This window comes from Streptomyces sp. CA-251247, from assembly GCF_050952975.1.
GTDB lineage: Bacteria > Actinomycetota > Actinomycetes > Streptomycetales > Streptomycetaceae > Streptomyces > Streptomyces achmelvichensis.
Map to the genome: position 1 here is coordinate 1,871,532 of NZ_CP191861.1, position 18,853 is coordinate 1,890,384.

18 protein-coding genes are annotated in these 18,853 nt (G+C 71.6%); 8 read left to right on the forward strand and 10 right to left on the reverse strand.

Annotation, left to right across the window (positions count from 1 at the left end; translation table 11 throughout):
• Positions 1-6 precede the first annotated feature (6 nt).
• The 4 genes from ACQPWZ_RS08305 (at position 7) to ACQPWZ_RS08320 (ending at position 4,460) form a co-directional block, all read left to right on the forward strand.
• Positions 7-987 (forward strand): hypothetical protein, encoded by a 981-nt coding sequence (locus ACQPWZ_RS08305; RefSeq protein WP_433570999.1) that lies wholly within the window; start codon positions 7-9, stop codon positions 985-987.
• Positions 984-2,255 carry a sensor histidine kinase gene (locus ACQPWZ_RS08310; RefSeq protein WP_433571000.1) on the forward strand — a complete coding sequence of 424 codons (1,272 nt, stop codon included), beginning with the start codon at positions 984-986 and terminating at the stop codon, positions 2,253-2,255. The genes ACQPWZ_RS08305 and ACQPWZ_RS08310 overlap by 4 nt, the downstream gene beginning before the upstream one ends.
• A 35-nt stretch (positions 2,256-2,290) precedes the next feature.
• Positions 2,291-2,908 carry a response regulator gene (locus ACQPWZ_RS08315; RefSeq protein WP_433573784.1) on the forward strand — a complete coding sequence of 206 codons (618 nt, stop codon included), beginning with the start codon at positions 2,291-2,293 and terminating at the stop codon, positions 2,906-2,908.
• A gap of 103 nt (positions 2,909-3,011) precedes the next feature.
• The gene (locus tag ACQPWZ_RS08320; protein ID WP_340472432.1) at positions 3,012-4,460 is read left to right on the forward strand and encodes a peptidoglycan D,D-transpeptidase FtsI family protein; all 1,449 of its coding nucleotides are present in this window, start codon (positions 3,012-3,014) and stop codon (positions 4,458-4,460) included.
• Positions 4,461-4,525: 65 nt separating this feature from the next.
• Here ACQPWZ_RS08320 and ACQPWZ_RS08325 read toward each other — a convergent pair whose 3' ends face one another.
• The 6 genes from ACQPWZ_RS08325 to ACQPWZ_RS08350 form a co-directional block, all read right to left on the reverse strand.
• Positions 4,526-5,038, reverse strand: a complete 513-nt coding sequence (locus tag ACQPWZ_RS08325) for an RICIN domain-containing protein (RefSeq protein ID WP_433571001.1) — start codon at positions 5,036-5,038, stop codon at positions 4,526-4,528.
• A 116-nt stretch (positions 5,039-5,154) separates the two neighbouring features.
• Positions 5,155-6,561, reverse strand: coding sequence for an NCS2 family permease (locus ACQPWZ_RS08330; protein ID WP_433571002.1), 1,407 nt, complete (start codon positions 6,559-6,561; stop codon positions 5,155-5,157).
• A 70-nt stretch (positions 6,562-6,631) separates the two neighbouring features.
• Positions 6,632-7,960 carry a S28 family serine protease gene (locus ACQPWZ_RS08335; RefSeq protein WP_433571003.1) on the reverse strand — a complete coding sequence of 443 codons (1,329 nt, stop codon included), beginning with the start codon at positions 7,958-7,960 and terminating at the stop codon, positions 6,632-6,634.
• Positions 7,961-8,028: 68 nt separating this feature from the next.
• Positions 8,029-9,753: an L-arabinonate dehydratase gene (araD, locus tag ACQPWZ_RS08340; protein ID WP_433571004.1), complete on the reverse strand. Its 1,725-nt coding sequence runs from the start codon at positions 9,751-9,753 to the stop codon at positions 8,029-8,031.
• A complete protein-coding gene (locus ACQPWZ_RS08345; protein ID WP_433571005.1) occupies positions 9,750-10,661 on the reverse strand; it encodes a dihydrodipicolinate synthase family protein in 912 nt (303 codons plus the stop codon). Before ACQPWZ_RS08345 ends, araD begins: the two co-directional genes overlap by 4 nt.
• 16 nt (positions 10,662-10,677) lie before the next feature.
• On the reverse strand, positions 10,678-11,352 hold the full coding sequence (locus tag ACQPWZ_RS08350; RefSeq protein ID WP_433571006.1) for a GntR family transcriptional regulator: 675 nt from the start codon (positions 11,350-11,352) through the stop codon (positions 10,678-10,680).
• A gap of 208 nt (positions 11,353-11,560) precedes the next feature.
• Here ACQPWZ_RS08350 and ACQPWZ_RS08355 point away from each other — a divergent pair, with 208 nt between their 5' ends.
• Positions 11,561-12,766 carry an MFS transporter gene (locus tag ACQPWZ_RS08355; RefSeq protein ID WP_433571007.1) on the forward strand — a complete coding sequence of 402 codons (1,206 nt, stop codon included), beginning with the start codon at positions 11,561-11,563 and terminating at the stop codon, positions 12,764-12,766.
• A gap of 15 nt (positions 12,767-12,781) precedes the next feature.
• Here the strand turns inward: ACQPWZ_RS08355 and ACQPWZ_RS08360 are convergent, their stop codons facing one another.
• Both ACQPWZ_RS08360 and ACQPWZ_RS08365 read right to left on the reverse strand, forming a co-directional pair.
• Complete coding sequence (locus ACQPWZ_RS08360) at positions 12,782-13,945, reverse strand: hypothetical protein (RefSeq protein ID WP_433571008.1); 1,164 nt, start codon at positions 13,943-13,945, stop codon at positions 12,782-12,784.
• On the reverse strand, positions 13,942-14,886 hold the full coding sequence (locus ACQPWZ_RS08365) for a 5-dehydro-4-deoxyglucarate dehydratase (RefSeq protein WP_340472441.1): 945 nt from the start codon (positions 14,884-14,886) through the stop codon (positions 13,942-13,944). The genes ACQPWZ_RS08360 and ACQPWZ_RS08365 overlap by 4 nt, the downstream gene beginning before the upstream one ends.
• Before the next feature lie 240 nt (positions 14,887-15,126).
• Between ACQPWZ_RS08365 and ACQPWZ_RS08370 the strand changes: the two genes are divergently transcribed.
• The 3 genes from ACQPWZ_RS08370 to ACQPWZ_RS08380 all read left to right on the forward strand — a co-directional run bounded on the left by ACQPWZ_RS08370 (position 15,127) and on the right by ACQPWZ_RS08380 (position 17,508).
• On the forward strand, positions 15,127-15,951 hold the full coding sequence (locus ACQPWZ_RS08370; protein ID WP_433571009.1) for an NAD-dependent epimerase/dehydratase family protein: 825 nt from the start codon (positions 15,127-15,129) through the stop codon (positions 15,949-15,951).
• 78 nt (positions 15,952-16,029) lie between these two features.
• Positions 16,030-16,248 carry a hypothetical protein gene (locus ACQPWZ_RS08375; RefSeq protein ID WP_327684886.1) on the forward strand — a complete coding sequence of 73 codons (219 nt, stop codon included), beginning with the start codon at positions 16,030-16,032 and terminating at the stop codon, positions 16,246-16,248.
• 45 nt (positions 16,249-16,293) lie between these two features.
• Complete coding sequence (locus ACQPWZ_RS08380) at positions 16,294-17,508, forward strand: TerD family protein (RefSeq protein ID WP_340472443.1); 1,215 nt, start codon at positions 16,294-16,296, stop codon at positions 17,506-17,508.
• 58 nt (positions 17,509-17,566) lie between these two features.
• Here the strand turns inward: ACQPWZ_RS08380 and ACQPWZ_RS08385 are convergent, their stop codons facing one another.
• Positions 17,567-17,797: a hypothetical protein gene (locus tag ACQPWZ_RS08385; protein ID WP_313947053.1), complete on the reverse strand. Its 231-nt coding sequence runs from the start codon at positions 17,795-17,797 to the stop codon at positions 17,567-17,569.
• Positions 17,798-17,825: 28 nt separating this feature from the next.
• A complete protein-coding gene (locus ACQPWZ_RS08390) occupies positions 17,826-18,842 on the reverse strand; it encodes a 1-aminocyclopropane-1-carboxylate deaminase (RefSeq protein WP_433571010.1) in 1,017 nt (338 codons plus the stop codon).
• Positions 18,843-18,853 lie beyond the last annotated feature (11 nt).

Consider the following 18,853-nt stretch of genomic DNA (forward strand, 5'->3'; position numbering starts at 1 on the left):
GGAGCCATGACCCGGACACCTCTCGCCCCCGCGCCTCCCGCCGCAGAACGGCCCACGCGCACCCCCGCCGTCCTGCGCGCCGTGGCGATCGTCGCCTGCGTCCCGTACGTCACCCTGAAGACCGCGTGGATGGCGGGCAGCACCATCGGCATACCCGAGGGGAGCGTTCTGCTGGGGAACCGCGCCACGCTGGGGCTCGTCAACGGCGTCACCGTCCTGATGGACTCGGCCGTCGTGGTCCTCGCGCTGCTGCTCACCCGGCCGTGGGGACTGCGGGTGCGGACGTGGCTGCTCGCCTTCCCCCTCTGGGTCGCCGCCGGGCTGCTCTCACCGATCATGGCCGGCTTCCCGCTCCAGCTGCTCGTCTCCGCCTTCGGCGGGACGACGTCCGCCGACACCGCCGCCGAGCCGTTCCTCGACGACTGGGTCTTCGGCGTCGTCTACGGCGGCTTCATCCTCCAGGGCCTCGCCCTCGGCGCACTCTTCGTCCGCTACGCCCGCCGTCGCTGGGCCGTCCTGTGGCAGGGCCGGCTGCGCGACCTGCCGGCGGCGCCCTCCGCCAGGGCGGCCGCCGCTGCGGGTGCGCTCGCCGCGCTGCTGCCGGCCGTCATGCATCTGCTGTGGATGTGCGGTGCCACGCTCGGCCTCTCGGCCCGCCGGATCGACGAGCGCGCCACGGACTTCCACGTGCTGGAGGGCGTGCGCCTCGCCTTCGTCCTGACCGCCGTGGCCGGGGCCCTTCTCCTCGCCTTCGGCCGCCATCGCGCGTCCTCGTTGCCGGTGAAGGTTCCGCTCGGGGTGGCCTGGGTCGGCTCCGGCGCTCTCGCCGCCTGGGGCGGCTGGCTGCTGCTCGCCTCGCTGATGCCGCAGGACGACCGGTTCAACCGCTCCACCGGTCTGCTCCCTCTGACCTACGCTGTCGAGATGATCGCGGGCGTCCTCCTCATCGGCGCCGTCGTCTCCCAACTGAGGCGGCGCGGCGCGTGACCGAGCGTGCGACCGGCCTGCTCCGGGCCTGGACCAGGGCGCTGTTCGGGTCCCGGGCCAGGCTGCGCTGGCTGCATCTCGTCCTGGGCGGCGCGCTGTTGATGCCGTACTGGCTCGTCGGCACCGTGGTGATCGGCCCGATCGTCGGCTCCGACAACGCGTTCACCGGCTCGCTGCCCCATCAGTTCGGGGCGTACGCGGTCGCGCTGCCGGTCGCCGCGCTGACCGCGCTGTTCCCGCCCGCCAGGCCGCTGTCGGTGGCGGCGGCGAGGGCGCTGTGCGGGGTGCCGGGGCAGTTGCTCGCGGACGGACCGGCGCACTCGCGGGCGGCGCGGGGACGGACCTCGGCCTGGTTCACGCTCCACATCGGGCTCGGGGGTCTGATCAGCGGGGCCTCGCTGGCGCTGCCGCCGTTCGCGGTGACGCTGATGCTGCTGCCGCTCTCCGGCGCGGTGCGGGAGTGGTTCCGGGCGCCGGACTATCCCGCCTGGCAGCTCACCCTGTTCCCGTTCGCCGGGATCGCGATGCTCGTGGCGCTCGCGGCCTGCGTCGCGGCGGCCGGCGCACTGCTGGCCCGCCAGGCGCCCGTACTCCTCGGCCCCACCCCCGCCGACCGGCTCGCCGCCGCCGAACGCCGGGCCACCGAGCTGGCCGAGCGCAACCGTCTCGCCCGCGAACTGCACGACTCCGTGGGCCATGCGCTCAGCGCGGTGACCTTGCAGGCCGGCGCGGCGCGCAAGGTCCTGGACACCGATGTGGAGTTCGTCCGCGAGGCGCTGGCCGCGATCGAGGAGACCACCCGGCGTACGGTCGGCGAACTCGACTCCGTCCTCGGCCTGTTGCGCAGGAGTGAGGGTGACGAGGCCGACGAGGGCACCGTGGCCACCGGTCCCGCACTCGACGCTCTGGACGGGCTGATGTCCCGCAGCGGGGTGCCCGTGTCGCTGACCGCGGAGGGCGACCGGGCCGCCGTGCCCCCGCCCGTCTCCCGCGAGGCGTACCGGATCGTCCAGGAAGGGCTCAGCAACGCCCTGCGCCATGCCGGGGCGCGCCCGGTGTCCCTGTGGATCGCCGTGCGCGGCGAGGAGTTGGAGATCACGATGGAGAACCCGCTGCCCTCCAGGGCCGCGACGGTGCGCCCGGGAGGCGGCCGTGGTGTGCGCGGCATCGCCGAGCGTGCCGCGCTGCTGGGCGGGGACGCCCACGCCGGACCACGCGGCGACGTGTGGCGGCTGCACGCCCGGCTGCCGCTGGGCGGTGCCCGGTGAGCGCGGTGCGGGTCGTCCTCGCGGACGACGAGCGCATGGTCCGCACCGCGCTGCGGGTCATTCTGGACGCCGAGCCCGGTCTGGAGGTGGTCGGCGAGGCGGCGACCGGCGCCGAGGCGGTGTCGGTGGTGCGTGAGCTGCGGCCCGACGTGGTGCTGATGGATGTGCGGATGCCGGAGATCGACGGCATCAGGGCGACCGAGCAGATCCTCGCCACCCTCGCGAATCCGCCGCGGATCGTCGTGGTGACGACGTTCGAGAACGACTCCTATGTGTACGACGCGCTGCGCGCCGGCGCCGCGGGCTTTCTGCTCAAGCGGGCCAGGGCGGAGGAGCTGGTGCAGGCGGTGCGGCTGGTCGCCCGCAGCGACTCGCTCCTCTTCCCGGCCGCAGTGCGCTCGCTCGCGGCCGAGTACGCCCGGCAGAGGACCGCCGCTCCCCCGCCGTGGGCGGCGCGGCTCACCGATCGGGAGGCCGAGGTGCTGCGGCTGATGGCGACGGGGCTGACGAACGCGGAGATCGCCGGGCGGATGGGAGTGGGACCGGCGACGACGAAGACGCATGTGGCCTCCGTGCTGGCGAAGACGGGGACGCGGGACCGCACCCAGGCGGTGATCGCGGCGTACGAGTCGGGGTTCGTCTCGCCGCGCTGAGGATCGGCACCGGGAGGAGCTCACCTCCGGGGAGATGAGTAAATCCTGAGAAAAGGGGGCACAGGGGAACGCCCCGCCCCGTTCCGCTCGTCCCTTGCATGGGATGAACAAGACGATCAGGAACGCCGCCGCCTTCAGTCTGCTGCTGGTGCTCGCCCTGCTGGTGCGGGTCACCTGGGTGCAGGCGTACGAGGCGAAGGCACTCGCGGACAACGACCACAACCGACGGAAGATCATCGCGCAGTACGCGCAGCCGCTCGGCGACATCATCGTGGCCGGATCGCCGGTCACCGGTTCCCAGCGGACCGCCGGCAGTGATCTGGCGTACAAACGCACCTACACCGACGGCTCGCTGTACTCGGCCGTCACCGGCTACAGCTCGCAGGCGTACGGAGCCACCCAGCTCGAGGGCATCCACAGCAAGATCCTCGACGGCACCGACACCCGGCTGAAGAACCCCGTGGACGCGCTCACCGGTAAGCAGCAGAAGCCGGGCGACGTGCTGACCACGATCGATCCGGCGGTGCAGAAGGCGGCCTCCGAGGCGCTCGGCGACACCAAGGGCGCGGCGGTCGCGATCGACCCGAAGACGGGCAGCATCCTCGGCATGGTGAGCACGCCCTCGTACAACCCCTCGTCGATCTCCGGGACGTCGGACTCGGCCGCCTGGAAGAAGCTGCTCGACGACCCGGACAAGCCCCTGGTCAACCGGGCGCTGCGGCAGCCGCTGCCGCCCGGCTCGACGTTCAAGCTGGTCGTCGCCGCGGCCGCGCTGGAGGACGGACTGTACGGCTCGGTGGACGAGAAGACCGAGAGCCCCGACCCGTACACCCTCCCCGGTACGACGACGGTCCTGAAGAACGAGAACGCCTCCGCACCCTGCGAGAACGCCACCCTCCGCACGGCGCTCCAGTACTCCTGCAACAACGTCTTCGCCAAACTGGCCGCGGACCTGGGCCAGGACAAGGTCCGGGAGACGGCGGAGAAGTTCGGCTTCAACGACAAGGAGCAGGACGTCCCGGTGCGGGCCTATCCGAGCGTCTACCCGAGCGGCATGGACAAGGCGCAGACGGCGCTGTCGGGCATCGGCCAGTTCGACGTGACGGCGACCCCGCTGCAGATGGCCATGGTCTCGGCCGCGATCGCCAACGGCGGGGTGATGGAGTCCCCGCACCTGGTCTCGAAGACCGTGGACGGCGACGGCAACACCCTGGACTCGTACGAGGACGGCTCGTCGGAGCGGATCGTCTCGGAGTCGGTGGCCGAGGAGCTGCGCAGCGCGATGGTCACCGTCGTGGACGAGGGCACCGGCACCAACGCACGGATCGACGGCGCCGAGGTCGGCGGCAAGACGGGCACGGCGCAGCACGGTGAGAACAACAGCAAGACGCCGTACGCGTGGTTCACGTCGTACGCCAAGAGCTCCGACAGCGGGAAGGAGGTCGCGGTGGCCGTCCTGATCGAGGACTCGGGCGCGGCCCGCTCGGAGGTCAGCGGCAACGGCCTGGCGGCACCGATCGCGCAGAAGATGATGAAGGCGGCGCTGCAGTAGGGGTACCCCCGGCCCAGGGCCGCCGGCCATCGCCGGCGGCCTTGGTGATCAGCAGGGTGATCGGCCTAGACGCGCCACCAGCCCTGGTTCGCACCCCCGTTGCGCTCCCACATGATGAGCTGCGTGCCCCAGACTCCGGTGCCACCCGGAACGTCGATCACGTGGCCGGAGGGGGTGTTGACGAGGGGATTTCCGTATCCGCCTCCGCTGAACACCTGGTTCCATGTGCTGTTGCAGTGCCACAGGATCAGCTTGGCGCCCAGGCGGGTGTCATCGTGCCGGTCCAGGCACAGGCCGCTCGCGGAGTTGACGATCGTCTGCCGCCCCCGGGAGTCGGTGCTCGTGTACCAGTGCTGGTTCGAGCCTCCGTTGCACTCCCACTGGATCACAGCGGCACCGGGCCCGGCGGCACCGCTGCCGTCCATGCAGAGCCGGGTGGCGGAGTTCATGAGCCGTGCGCTGAACGTGTCCGCGGAGGCCGGCTGCCCCATCACGAGGCTGCCGCCGATCAGCGCCAGGCTGGCGGTGGCCACCGCCATCGTGCGTCTGAACGTCTTGCTCGACGTGATCCTTGCCATCATGTTTCCCCCAAAATAGACAGCCGTGTCCCCCAGGGCACGGCAGTTGGTCAAGATCGAATGATAACTGCGCGTCGGACGACGGCACACGCGCCGCGATCGACCCCGGCCAAAGCTCAGGAAACTCCGAGGAGTTGCTCGATCGGGTCGATGGCGAAGTACACCGAGAACAGCGCCGCCGTGCCCCACAGCAGCCAGTGCACCTCACGTGCCTTGCCGAGCACCGCCTTGATGACGACGTACGCGATGAAGCCCGCGCCGATGCCGTTGGTGATGGAGTACGTGAACGGCATGACCGCGATCGTCAGGAACGCGGGGATGGCGATCTCGTACCGCTCCCAGTCGATGTGCCGCACCTGGGCCATCAGCAGGAAGCCGACGGCGACCAGCGCCGGGGCGGCCGCCTGAGCGGGGACGACGGTCAGCAGCGGGGTGAGGAAGAGCGCGAGGCCGAAGAGGGCGCCGGTGACCACGGAGGCGAGACCGGTACGGGCGCCCTCGCCCACGCCGGCGGCCGACTCGATGTACGAGGTGTTGGAGGAGGCGGACGCGGCTCCGCCGGCCGCCGCCGCGGCGCCGTCGATCAGCAGGACCCGGCCGAGGTTCGGGACCTTGCCGTCCTCGTCCAGCAGGCCCGCCTCGCTGGAGATGCCGACGACCGTGCCCATGGTGTCGAAGAAGTCGCTGAGGATCAGGGTGAAGACCAGCAGCACCAGCGTGACGATGCCGATCTGCTCGAACGCGCCGAAGAGGCTGAAGGCGCCGACGAGTCCGAAGTCGGGCGCGGCCACGACGTCGTCGGGCACGGCCGGGACGGTCAGGCCCCAGGCGAGGCGGTCGACGGTGGCGAGTTCGTTGATGACGATCGCGACGACGGTCGTCACGACGATGGAGATGAGGATCGCGCCCTTCACCTTGCGCGCCATCAGCGCGACGGTGAGCAGCACCCCGATGCAGAAGACGAGCACGGGCCAGCCGGAGAGCTGACCGCTGCCACCGAGCTGCACCGGCACCGTGCCCTCGTCACCGGGGATGCGGGTGACGAATCCGGCGTCGACGAATCCGATGAAGGCGATGAAGAGCCCGATGCCCACGCTGATCGCCTGCTTCAGCGACGAGGGGATGGCGTGCATGATCGCCTCGCGCAGTCCGGTGACGACCAGGACGCAGATGAGGATGCCTTCGAGCACCACGAGACCCATCGCGTCGGGCCAGCTCATCAGCGGGGCTATCTGGAAGGCGACGACGGCGTTGAGCCCGAGTCCGGCGGCGACGGCGAGCGGGAGATTCCCGCCGAGGCCCATGATCGCGGTCATCACGGCCGCCACCAGCGCGGTGGAGGTGGCCAGTTCGGCGGCGGAGAGCTGGTGGCCGAACTTGTCCTCGGCGCTGCCGAGAATGATCGGGTTGAGCACGAGGATGTAGGCCATCGTGAAGAACGTGGCGAAGCCGCCACGAATCTCCCGCGCATAGGTCGAGCCCCGTGCGCTGATGCGGAAGTACTGGTCGACCTGTGCGGACATGGCTCTCCTCGGGGACGGTCCGGCCGGTGAAGACAGCTGGGATTGTGCCCCTCGGGCGAGCGTTTTCAGGTCAACGGTGTGTAACGTCCGCCCACCGCCGGATCGTCGCGACCGCGGCGGCCTCCTGGTCGGCGGGCAGATCCGTGAGCTGGGCCGTGTGGTTGGTGCCGGGAGCCACGTAGCGGTACGAGTCGTGACGGCTCGGTGTGAACTGCTCCGCGCTCCAGGGGTCGTTCTCGCCGTAGACGAACATCATCCGCCGGCCGCTGGTCCGCACCCACCGGTCCACGTCCGCCATGGGCCCGTTGTCGTACGCGCCGCGCATCGCGGCCGGCAGCACCGAGTCGGGCCGGTAGAGCCCGGGGTGGCGGCGGACACCGCGCAGATGCCCGAACGCCAGGTCCGCCCAGCCCAGTTGGGTGGCGGCCTGCCGGTAGTAGGGGCCCGAGCCGTTCGTCCCGAGGTTCTCGTCCTTGTAGACGTGCAGGCCGTGCTTCTTCGACCAGCCGTAGAGCTCGTCGTCGGCTGCGGTCCGCGCGTCGGGGACGTCCGGGCAGTCCTCGGCGCTGCCGCCCTGCCAGAAGTTCCAGACCTGGTCGAGCACGGCGAACTCGTAGGCACGGTCCGTGGTGCCGAGGGTCTCCTCGAAGGTGTCGCCGTTCTCCCGGGCCTCCGCCTCGAACATCGGCAGCAGCCGCTCGCGCCGGACCAGCATCTCGCGCTGCACGGCGTCGAGTGCCCGGCGGCACTCGGCCGTGCCGACGGTCGCGAAGAAGCGGTCGTAGGCGCTGTCGTCCGCGTTGTCGGCGTCGTTCGGTGCGACGAAGGCGACGACGGCGTCGAGATCGCCGGGGTAGTACCGCTCGTGGTAGGCCGCCGTCATACCGCCCTTGCTCGCTCCGGTGCCCAGCCACCGGCCGCGTTCGATGACGCGCAGCGCCTGCGTCACCCGGTGCTCGTCGCTCGCCTCCTGCCAGACGGTGAGCTCGGACCAGTCGTCCCCGGCCGCGCCCGCGGGCCGGGAGGGGCCGAAGTAGCGGTGTTCCACGGACACCTCATTGGCGTCGAGCACCTGGGTGACCTGCGCGGTGCCGGAGGCCAGGGTGTAGCCGCCGGTGTGCAGGACCGTGGGCCGGTCGGTCGCCTTGTGCCAGAGCGTGAGCCGCTGGGTGAAGCTGCCCCGCTGGGGCCGGCGGTGATCGACGGGCTGGGCGTAGGTGAGCGCGTAGTGCGGGTGGCCCTGCTTCTCGCCCACCGCGACGACCGTCATGCCGGGGATGCGTTCCAGCTGCCCGCGGATGCCGTCGGAGTCCGCCCGCGCGCTCGCCTCCCCGGTGAACTGCGCCGTGACCAGGGTCAGTACGGCGCCCAGCAGTGCGGCGAGCCTCGTGGAACGCAACGCGGTACCCCTTGAGTACGACGACGGGCAGGCCGCATCGTACGACGGACGTCCGCCGGGCCCGCGGCTCAACCCGCGTACGGGTCCGGGTTCCTGCCCGGGCGGGCGAGGAAGGCGAAGTCGCAGCCGGTGTCGGCCTGTGTGATCTGCTCGCCGTAGAGCGCGCCGTACCCCCGTTCGTACCGCTCGGGCGGTGGTGTCCAGGCGGCCCGCCGCTCGGCGAGCTCCGCGTCCGGCACCTCCAGACGCAGTGTCCGGGCCGCGACGTCCAGGGTGATCGGGTCGCCGCTGCGGACCAGGGCCAGCGGGCCCCCGATGTGCGACTCGGGGGCGATGTGGAGGACGCAGGTGCCGTAACTCGTGCCGCTCATCCGGGCGTCGGAGATCCGGACCATGTCGCGTACGCCCTGCCGGAGCAGATGGCCGGGCAGCGGCAGCATGCCGTACTCGGGCATGCCGGGGCCGCCTCGGGGGCCCGCGCCCTGGAGTACGAGCACATGGTCGGCGGTGATGCCGAGGGCCGGGTCGTCGATGGTGCGCTGCATGGTCCGGTAGTCGGGGAAGACGACGGCGGGGCCGGTGTGCTTGAGCAGCCGGGGATCGGCGGCGATGTGCTTGATGACGGCGCCGTCGGGGCACAGGTTGCCGCGCAGCACCGCGACCCCGCCCTCGCCGGCCAGCGGGTTGTCCCGCGGGCGGATGACGTCGGGGTTGTGGACGAGCGCCCCGGCGAGCTGTTCGCGCAGGGTGGAGTGGCCGACGGTGGGCCGGTCCAGATGCAGGACGTCGGTGAGCCGGCTGAGGAAGGCGGGGAGTCCGCCCGCGAAGTGGAAGTCCTCCATCAGATACCGGCCGCCGGGCCGGACGTTCGCCAGCACCGGCACCGTGCGGGCGATGCGGTCGAAGTCGTCGAGCGTGAGCGCGACACCGGAGCGGCCGGCCATCGCGATCAGATGGATGACGGCGTTGGTGGAGCCGCCGAGCGCGAGCACGGTGGCGACGGCGTCCTCGTAGGCCTCGCGGGTGAGGATGCGCGACAGCTTCAGGTCCTGGCGTACGAGGTCGACGATCCGGCGGCCGGACGCGGCGGCCATCCGCTCGTGCCCGGAGTCGACGGCAGGGACGGACGAGGCGCCGGGGACGGTCACGCCGAGGGCCTCGGCGGCGGCGGTCAGCGTGGAGGCGGTGCCCATGGTCATACAGGTGCCGGGCGAACGGGCCAGACCGTTCTCCAGCTCCGCGAGTTCGGCGTCGCCGATCAGTCCGGCGCGCCTGTCGTCCCAGTATTTCCACATGTCCGTGCCGGAGCCGAGCACTTCGTTGCGCCAGTGGCCCGGGAGCATGGGCCCGGCGGGGACGAAGACGGCGGGCAGGTCGGCGCTGGCCGCGCCCATCAGCAGGGCGGGCGTGGACTTGTCGCAGCCGCCCATCAGCACCGCGCCGTCGACGGGATAGGAGCGCAGCAGCTCCTCCGTCTCCATCGCCAGCAGATTGCGGTAGAGCATGGGCGTGGGCTTCTGGAAGGTCTCGGAGAGCGTGGAGACCGGGAATTCGAGCGGGAAGCCGCCGGCCTGCCAGACGCCGCGCTTGACGGCCTGGGCGCGGTCGCGCAGATGGACGTGGCAGGGGTTGATGTCGGACCAGGTGTTGAGGACCGCGATCACCGGCTTGCCGAGGTGTTCCTCGGGGAGATAGCCGAGCTGGCGGGTACGGGCGCGGTGGCTGAACGAGCGCAGCCCCTCCGTGCCGTACCACTGGTGGCTGCGCAGCTGTTCGGGACTCCGGCCGGTCATACGAACCGGCCCCGGACGAGATCCGCGACCACGGCACGCTGCTCCCCGGCCAGGACGCGGCTGGGCGGACGCACGTCACGGCGGCACAGGCCGAGCGCGGTGAGCGCCTCCTTGACGACGCTGACGTTGTCCGCCGACTGGTGGGCCGCGCGCAGTTCCTCGAAGGGCCTGATCCGCTCCCAGATGTCCATGGCGTCCGCGTACCGGCCTTCGCGCAGGGCGTCCCGCAGGGCGAGGGAGATCTCCGGCGCGACGTTGACGAGCCCGGAGGTGAAGCCGGTGGCGCCGCCGGCCCAGTAGGAGGGTGCGTAGAGCTCGGCGAGCCCGGCGACCCAGACGAACCGGTCCAGGCCGGCGTCACGGGCGAAGGCCGCGAAGGCGGCGGCGTCGTGGACCGCGTACTTCACGCCGACGACATTGGGGCACAGCCGTCCCAGCTCGGCCAGCGTGCCACCGGTGAGGTGGGCGTTACGGATGTACGGGACGACCCCGAGCTCGGGTACGGCGTCGGCGATCGCGCGGTGGTAGTCGATCCAGCCGTCCTGCGAGACGTACGGGTGGACCGGCTGGTGCACCATCACCAGCTCGGCCCCGGCGTCCGCCGCGTGCCGGGCGGCCGCGACGGCGGCCGGCACCTCGTGTCCGACGCCGGCGACGACCGTGGCGGTCCCGTCCGCCTCCTCGACGGTCACGGCGACGGCCCGGCGGCGCTCGTCGGGGGTCAGGGCGTAGAACTCTCCGGTGTTGCCGTTGGGCGTGAGCGTGGTGACACCGGCGTCGAGCATCCTGCGCAGCAGGGCGCGTTGGGCCTTCTCGTCGACCGTGCCGTCCTCGGCGAACGGGGTCACGGGGATGGCCACGACATCGGCGAGCGCGGCGCGCAGGGCGGTGTGGCGTTCCTCGGTCATCGGTGGTCCTCCTCGGTCATCGGTGGTCCTCCTCGGGGGAGCGGGGCTCGGCGGAGCCCTGCTGGGGAAAGGCGCGGCGGAGGAAGGCGGCGATGTGGTCGTACAGGGCGTGGGCCGCACCCTCCGCGTCACCGGCCACCGCGAGCCGCAGGATCTCCCGGTGCTCGGCCGCCTCCCGCTCCCACGACGGGTCGGCGGCCCAGGCGACGGCCGAGACGAGCGCGGCCTGGTCGCGTACGTCGTCGAGCATCCGGACCAGCATCGGATTGCCGCAGGGGAGATACAGGGCACGGTGGAACTCCCGGTTGGCCAGGGAACGTTCCGCGCCGTCGGAGGAGGCGTCGGCCTTCGCCAGCGCCTCGCCCGCGGCATCCAGAGGGGCCGAGCGGCGGACCGACCGGCGGACCGCCTCCGGTTCGAGCAGCAGCCGCACGTCGTACACCTCGTGCGCCATGGCGGTGTCCACCGTGCGCACGGTGACGCCCCTGTACTGGCTCATCACCACCAGGCCGGTGCCGGCGAGCGTCTTGAGCGCCTCGCGCACCGGTGTCTTCGACACCCCGAACTGCGCGGCCAGTTCGCTCTCGACGAGCGCCTGCCCGGGCCGCAGCCGGCCGGTGAGGATCGCGTGCTTGACGGTGTCGAGCACGTACTGGGTGCGGGAGGGGATGGAGGCCGGAGCAAAGGACATCGACGGCTCGCGTTCTGCTGGGTCATATATGAGATACGACGTACGACGCTGCGAGCTTGTCCGCCCACGGCGTCGCGCGTCAAGACCCGCGACGACGGCCGGCAGGGTCCGGCCGCACGACAGGATGTAGGTCACCTGCCCGATCCGCCGCGGCCTCCTCAGCCGTCACGCTGGCTCGCACGACGTGATCGGGAGAGGCGGGTGGGGTGTGGGCCGGCGGACGGGTGCGGTGCTGCGGGACCGCAATGCGGGGCTGTATCTGGCCGGGGTGGTCGTGTCGGGCTTCGGCTCGTCCGCGATGTGGCTGGTGTCCGGGATCTGGGTCAAGTCGCTGACCGGGTCGGACAGTCTGGCGGCGCTGACGACGTTCGCGATGTGGGCTCCGGTGCTGGCCGGGCCGCTGCTGGGGACGGTCGCGGACCGGGTGCGCCGCCGGCCGCTGCTGATCCGTACCAACCTCGCGATGTCCCTGCTCCTGCTGCCCTTGGCGGCGGTGGACTCGGCGGCGCGGGTGTGGATCCTGTTCGCCGTCCTCGTCGTCTACGGGATGAGCACCGTCGTGCACGACGCGGCGGAGGCGGGACTGGTCGCGACGGTGGTGGACGGCAGACTGCTCGGCGACTTCAACGGGCTGCGGATGACGGCGAACGAGGGCATGAAACTGATCGCGCCGCTCGCCGGGGCGGGCCTCTTCGCCCGGTTCGGCGGCGCCTCGGTGGCCGTGCTGGACGCGCTCTCGTTCGCGCTGGCCGCCGGCATCTTCATGACCCTGCGGGTACCGGAGGAACGGCCGGCCCGCCCGGCGGCGGGCACGTGGCGCTCGGAGACCGCCGAGGGTGTGAGGTATCTGTGGCACTCGCCGGTGCTGCGCCCCCTGGTGCTGGGCGGTGGCACGGTCATGCTGCTGGCGGGCCTGAACGGCGCGCTGATCTTCGCCGTGACCGACGATGTGCTCGGCCGCTCCCCCGCGTATGTCGGTGTGCTGTACGCGGTGCAGGGCGCCGGGTCGGTGATCAGTGGACTTCTCGCCGGCCCGCTGCTGCGGAGGATGCGGGAGCGGACGTACGCCGCGGCCGGCACCGCGCTGTTCGCCGCGGCGGTGGCGCTGCGTTCGCTGCCGTTCGACGCGGTGGCACTGGGGTGCAGCGCGGCGATCGGTCTGGGGCTGCCGTGCGTCCTGGTCGCGGCGCTGACGGCGGTGCAGCGAAAGACGCCGCACGCGCTCCTCGGCCGCACGGCCGCCACCGCGAACACGCTGGTCTTCGCCCCGAACGCGGTGGCGCTCGCGGCGGGTGCGGGGCTGGTCGCGGTGGCCGACGTGCGGGTGCTGCTGCCGGTGACGGGCGCGGCGGGACTGGTGCTGGCCCTGGCACTGCGAGGGCGGCGGGGCGCGCCTGTCCCGTCCGGCGTTTGAGGCCCTGCGGGAGGCTCAGCCCACCCGTGACAGCGCTTCCGCGACCAGCTCCAGGTCCGCGTCCGACGCCAGCCCCGCGTGATACAGCCGCAGTTCCGTCGCTCCGCGTTCCGCGGCCCGCGCCGCGTCCTCGGCCAGCTTGCCCGGGCTGCCGCCCATCCCGCCGACCACGGTGAGATTGGCGGCCAGTACGTCCGCGTTCCCGCGGCGGTCCGCGAACGGCGTCAGCAGCTGCGCGCCACCGGTGCACGGCACCACCACACCGTCCGCGACGGACAGGATGTGCGCCGGGTCGACGCCCGCGTTGGCCCCGCAGTGGTACGACACGGGGTCGGCGTGCAGCAGCACCTGGAAACCGTCGGGGGCCGCGGCCCGCACCGCGGCGACCGTCTCCTCCTGGAGCGTCCGTGCGGTGCGGGTCCTGAAGTCGAGTGTCGCCGCGGCGAGTTCGGCGCCCAGAAGCTTGTCGATGCTCGCGTCCCCCGGCGCCTCCCCCGCCCAGACCGGCTCCAGCGCCCCCCGTACGGCGGCCGCCAGCACGGAGGGTTCCAGGCCGAGCTGCCGGTATCCCTCGCCGCAGGCGGAGCAGAAGCACAGGGACATCAGATACTGGGACGCGTCACCGAGACCCACGCCGGCGATCTTGTCGTGGGCGTGCAGATGGGCGAGGCCGTACCAGCCGCAGGACTCCAGCTCGGTGCCGCGCGCGCCGGGCCTCGCCGCCGCCTCGGCCGCGAGATGCACGACCAGTTCCCGGACGGCGGGCCGCGCGATGCAGGGCGCCCAGGGATAGCGGTCGCCGTACGCGTTGACGACGGAGGTGTCCGGACGGTCCGCGCCCAGACGGGAGTTGTGGGCGAGGACCACCCAGCTGTGCACCTCGAGGCCGGCGTCGGCGAGGGCGGCCGCCGCCTCCCCGTACGCGTCTGCGGACGCCCAGGCTCCGGGGGCGTACGGCCGCAGCTCGCGTCCCGCCCACCGTTCCTCGTCCATCGCGTAGAGCACGGAGGCGTGTTCGGCGGTGACGATGCGGTGCCGTGGGTGGCGGGGGGTCAGCGCGCGGGTGGAGTGGTAGGCGGCGGCGAGGGTGACCTGCTGGACACCGAGGCCGGCGATACGGGCCGCGGCGTCCGGGTCCCCGACGACGTCCCAGGGGTAGAGGAAGACGGAGGTCTTCACGCGAGCTCCTCCAGCAGCGCCCGGCCGCGTTCGATCAAAGCGGCCAGCGCCTTGACGTGGACCTCGGCCGGCTCGCTGAGCGGCGGGCGCACCTCGCCGACGTCGAGCCCTTCGAGCCGCACGCCCGCCTTCACGAGCGAGACGGCGTAGCCCCGGCCCAGGTTGCGCAGTTCGACCAGGGGCACGTAGAAGCCGTCGAGCAGCCGGCCCACGGTCTTGTCGTCGCCGGACGCCAGCGCGCGGTGGAAGGCGATGGCGATGTCGGGGGCGAAGGCGAAGACGGCCGAGGAGTAGAGGGAGATGCCGATGCCGCGGTAGGCGAGGCCGGTGAGTTCGGCGGTGGGCAGCCCGTTGAAGTAGAGGAACTCCCGCTCGGGGGCGTCCCGGCGGACGGCGCTGACGATCCGCTGCATCAGGTCGAGGTCGCCGTAGCCGTCCTTGAGGCCGATGATCCCGTCGGTCGTGGCGAGCCGGACGACGGTCTCGGGGGTGAAGAGGGCGTTGTCGCGCTGGTAGACGATGACGTCGAGGGAGGTCGCCGCGGCCAGCTCGGTGTAGTGCCGCAGCAGTCCGGCCTGGTCGGCGACGACGAGGTAGGGAGGCATGGCGAGCAGTCCGTCGGCGCCCGCCTCTTCGGCGGTCCGCGCGTACTGGACGGCGAGGGCGGTGCCGTAGCCCGCTCCGGCGACGACGGGCACCGCGCCCGCGGTCTCGTCCACCGCCGCGGCGACGCACTGTCCGAACTCCTCGCGGGTGAGGGCGTGGAACTCGCCCGTACCGCAGCAGGCGAACACCGCGGCCGCGCCGGCGTCGATGCCGGCGCGCACATGGGCCCGGAGGGTGTCGAGATCGACGGAGCCGTCGGGTCCGTACGGGGTGACGGGGAAGAACAGCGGTCCTTGGACCCGGGTGAGCCGGGCGGCGAGCGGGGCTGTGGTCACGGGCGCTCCCTGGGCCGTGCACCGAGCCTCCGCGACTCGTGCACAATTCTGATCGACGTCCATATCTCTGAACGCCGTCACGCTAGGGCAGCCGGGCCGGGCAGGTCAAGACGGAAAACCGCAACTCAGAGGCGGAGCCGGACCGTCCGGGCCACACTTGACGGTGCCCCGCCGACTCCCTAGCTTGTCCATGCATGTGAATGCCGTCTACGGACCTGAGCATTTCAAGGAGAACCATCCATGCCCGCTCCCCGCATCGTCCTGCTCACCGGCGCAGCAGGCGGCCTCGGCACGCTGATGCGGGGACTGCTTCCCGCGTACGGCTACGAGCTCAGGCTCTTCGACGCCACCCCGATCGAGGGGGAGCCGGAGGCCGTCACCGCCGACCTGGCCGACAAGGAGGCGTTGCGGGAGGCGGTCCGCGGCGTCGACGCGATCATCCATCTGGCGGGCATCTCGCTGGAAGCCCCCTTCGAGAAGATCCTGCGCGCCAACATCGAGGGCACGTACAACCTCTACGAGGCAGCCCGGGAAGAGGGCGTCCGGCGCGTGGTCTTCGCCTCCAGCAACCACGCCGTCGGCTTCACTCCGCGCCCGCGGGGCGAGGCCCCGATCGCGCCGTCCGCGCTCATCCCGATCGACACACCCCGCCGGCCGGACACGTACTACGGCCTGTCCAAGTGCTTCGGCGAGGACCTGGCCCAGCTCTACTGGGACCGGCACGGCGTGGAGAGTGTCTCGGTGCGCATCGGCTCCTGCTTCATGGAGCCCACGTCGGTACGGATGCTCTCGGTGTGGATGAGCCCCGGCGACGGCGCACGCCTCTTCCACGCCGCCCTGACCGCCGAGGAGGTCGGCCACGCCGTGGTCTACGGCTCGTCCGCCAACACCCGGCTGTGGTGGGACCTCTCGACGGCACGCGCGCTCGGGTACGACCCGCAGGACGACTCGGAGCAGTACGCGGAGAAGCTCGTCGCCGAACAGGGCGAACTGGACCCGGACAACCCGGACCACGCGTACCTGGGGGGCCACTTCGTCACCGACCCGCCCCAGTGGCCGTACTGACCGGCCCCGGGCCGACCGGTTTCCGGCCGACGGATATTCGCGTGCCACCGGCGCCACTCACCGGCCAGGATGTCGGCCATGGCGAGACCTTTCGGATTCACGTACGAACAGCGCGGCGACGGCAGCGTGGTCATCACTCACCGCGGCCGGCCGGCGGGCACCCTGCGCGGTCCGCGCGCCGAGAAGTTCCTGGCGGAGGTGGAGTCCGGTGACGCGCAGCTGGTGATGGCCCGCTGGACCGGCGCGTACAAGTTCGGGAACGAACGGGCGGCCAGAAATCACCCCCGCAACCGGTGAGAACAGTAAGGGAACGGTAAAGCGCCCTCGCTCGTTACCCCTGGCATGACAGCTATGACCCCCGGCTCGAACATCCCTCTCTCCGCCGCTCGCGTGGCGGTGGACGTCGCCGCCCCGGTGCGGCTCGACGTTTCGGGCCTGCTGCTCACCGGCGACGGCAAGGTGCGCTCCGATGACGACTTCATCTTCTACAACCAGCCGGCGGGCCCCGGTGTGAGTCACCGCTCCGGCGGCGGCACCGCCCCGGACGCGATCATCGTGGACACGGCCGCCGTCCCGCCCGGCATCGAGAAGATCGTCGTGACGGCGAGCCCCGACGCCGCCGGACAGACCTTCCAGGGCATCGAGCCGACCGCCACCATCCGCAACGCCGACGACGGCAGTGCGCTCGCCACCTTCACCCCGCCGCAGCTCGGCTCCGAGACCGCGCTCGTCATCGTGGAGATCTATCTGCGCAACGGCGCCTGGAAGGCCCGTGCGGTCGGCCAGGGGTACGCCAACGGACTGGCGGGCATCGCCACCGACTTCGGCGTCTCGGTCGACGAGGAGCCCGCAGCGGCACCCGCACCGGCGGCCCCCGCAGCGCAGCCCGCCCCGGTCGCACCCGCCGCGCCCGACCCGCGGATCGCCCAGGCCCCTCCGGCCCCCGCCGCTCCCCCGGCGGCTCCCGCCCCCGGCGCCGGGAAGATCAACCTCGACAAGGGCCGCGTCAGTCTCCAGAAGAACCAGACGGTGTCCCTGGTCAAGGGCGGCCGTCCGCTGCTGTCCCAGGTCAAGATGGGTCTCGGCTGGGAGCCCGCCTTCCGCGGCAAGGACATCGACCTCGATGCCTCCGTCATCGCGTACGGCCCCAACCGCAACCACCTGGACAGCTGCTACTTCGGCAAGCTGACCATCCTGAACGGCGCGATCAAGCACTCCGGCGACAATCTGACGGGCGAGGGCGCCGGCGACGACGAGGTGATCGTCGTGGACCTCGGCAGGCTGCCGGCGGACGCCACCGGCCTGGTCTTCACGGTGAACTCCTTCTCGGGCCAGAAGTTCACCGAGGTCGCCAAGGCCTACTGCCGGCTGATCGACGCGGCGTCGGGCGAAGAGCTGGTGCGCTTCGACCTCACCGGCGCGGAGCCGCAGACCGGCGTGATGATGGCGAAGCTGATCAAGCAGTTCTCCGGCGAGTGGGAGATGACCGCCATCGGGGACTTCGTGAAGTCCCGGACCGTGCGCGGCATGGTGAAGCCCGCCGCTCAGGCCCTGTAACCGCAGCAGCCGGGCCCTCCGTCGTTCGCATCGACGTCGGGCCCGGCCGCGGTGGGGCTCAGAGCTTGGCCAGCTTGGAGTAAGGGCTCGGAATTCTTCCCTTGCGACCGGAGAAATCGACGAGCACAGCAGCGTTGTCACCCTCGACTGCGATGACTCTGCCGAGGCCGAACTGGTCGTGCGAGACCCGGTCACCCACTTCGTACTGCTCGATCGGCGGGGCTGCCGGGGCCGTTCTGTTGAAGGGACTGGAGGGCAGATGGCGCCGGGATCCGGCTGACTTGGTCATTACCGTGAGTATGGCCCCTCGGGCCGCATCAGAACAACGCGCTGTAGGCATTGAGCGCCGGCTGCCCGCCCAGATGGGCATAAAGCACGACAGCCCGGGGCCCGATTTCTCCCCGTTCGACCAGGTCGATGAGCCCTGCCATCGATTTACCCTCGTACACCGGGTCCGTCACCATTCCTTCCGTCCGGGCCGCGAGTCGCATGGCCTCCAGCGTCGCCTCGTCGGGGATGCCATAGGTGCCCGCGTGGTAGCGCTCGTCGAGTTCGATCTCCTCGTCGCGCAGCTCCCGCTCCACCCCCACGAGTGAGGCGGTGTTCCGGGCGATACGGCCGATCTGTTCGCGGGTGCGCTCCGGGGCCGCCGAGGCGTCGATCCCGAGGATCCGGCGCGGACGCCCGCCCGCCTCTTCGAGCGCGGCGAATCCGGCGATCATGCCGGCCTGGGTGCTGCCGGTGACCGAGCAGACCACGATCGTGTCGAAGAAGACGTCCAGCTCCCTCTCCTGTTCGGCGACCTCGTACGCCCAGTTCGCGAAGCCGAGTCCGCCGAGCGGGTGGTCGGAGGCGCCTGCGGGGATGGCGTAGGGACGGCCGCCGGCCTCCTCGACCTCGCGGAGCGCCTGCTCGAAGCTCTCCTTGACGCCGATCCCGAACCCGGCGCGCACCAGACGGACGTCCGCGCCCGCGAGCCGGCTGATGAGGATGTTCCCGACCTTGTCGTAGACCGCGTCCGGCCACTCCACCCAGCTCTCCTGCACCAGCACGCAGGCGAGACCGGTGCGGGCGGCGACGGCCGCGACCTGGCGGGTGTGGTTGGACTGGACGCCGCCGATCGACACGAGCGTGTCGCATCCCCGGGCGAGCGCGTCGGCGACGAGGTACTCCAGTTTGCGGGTCTTGTTGCCGCCGTAGGCGAGGGGCGAATTGCAGTCCTCGCGCTTGGCCCACAGTTCGGCTCCGCCGATATGGCGGGTGAGCCGTTCGAGGCGGTGCACCGGGGAGGGGCCGAACAGCAGCGGATGGCGCTCGTACGACGAGATCGACATGGTCAGCTCCT

Excerpts from the sequence above, each read along its gene's own strand:
- ACQPWZ_RS08305 (WP_433570999.1), top strand. The coding sequence starts at position 7 with ATGACCCGGACACCTCTCGCCCCCGCGCCTCCCGCCGCAGAACGGCCC.
- ACQPWZ_RS08315 (WP_433573784.1), top strand. The coding sequence starts at position 2,291 with ATGGTCCGCACCGCGCTGCGGGTCATTCTGGACGCCGAGCCCGGTCTG.
- ACQPWZ_RS08320 (WP_340472432.1), top strand. The coding sequence starts at position 3,012 with ATGAACAAGACGATCAGGAACGCCGCCGCCTTCAGTCTGCTGCTGGTG.
- ACQPWZ_RS08325 (WP_433571001.1), bottom strand. The coding sequence starts at position 5,038 with ATGGCAAGGATCACGTCGAGCAAGACGTTCAGACGCACGATGGCGGTG.
- ACQPWZ_RS08330 (WP_433571002.1), bottom strand. The coding sequence starts at position 6,561 with ATGTCCGCACAGGTCGACCAGTACTTCCGCATCAGCGCACGGGGCTCG.
- araD (WP_433571004.1), bottom strand. The coding sequence starts at position 9,753 with ATGACCGGCCGGAGTCCCGAACAGCTGCGCAGCCACCAGTGGTACGGC.
- ACQPWZ_RS08345 (WP_433571005.1), bottom strand. The coding sequence starts at position 10,661 with ATGACCGAGGAACGCCACACCGCCCTGCGCGCCGCGCTCGCCGATGTC.
- ACQPWZ_RS08350 (WP_433571006.1), bottom strand. The coding sequence starts at position 11,352 with ATGTCCTTTGCTCCGGCCTCCATCCCCTCCCGCACCCAGTACGTGCTC.
- ACQPWZ_RS08370 (WP_433571009.1), top strand. The coding sequence starts at position 15,127 with ATGCCCGCTCCCCGCATCGTCCTGCTCACCGGCGCAGCAGGCGGCCTC.
- ACQPWZ_RS08375 (WP_327684886.1), top strand. The coding sequence starts at position 16,030 with ATGGCGAGACCTTTCGGATTCACGTACGAACAGCGCGGCGACGGCAGC.
- ACQPWZ_RS08380 (WP_340472443.1), top strand. The coding sequence starts at position 16,294 with ATGACAGCTATGACCCCCGGCTCGAACATCCCTCTCTCCGCCGCTCGC.
- ACQPWZ_RS08385 (WP_313947053.1), bottom strand. The coding sequence starts at position 17,797 with ATGACCAAGTCAGCCGGATCCCGGCGCCATCTGCCCTCCAGTCCCTTC.
- ACQPWZ_RS08390 (WP_433571010.1), bottom strand. The coding sequence starts at position 18,842 with ATGTCGATCTCGTCGTACGAGCGCCATCCGCTGCTGTTCGGCCCCTCC.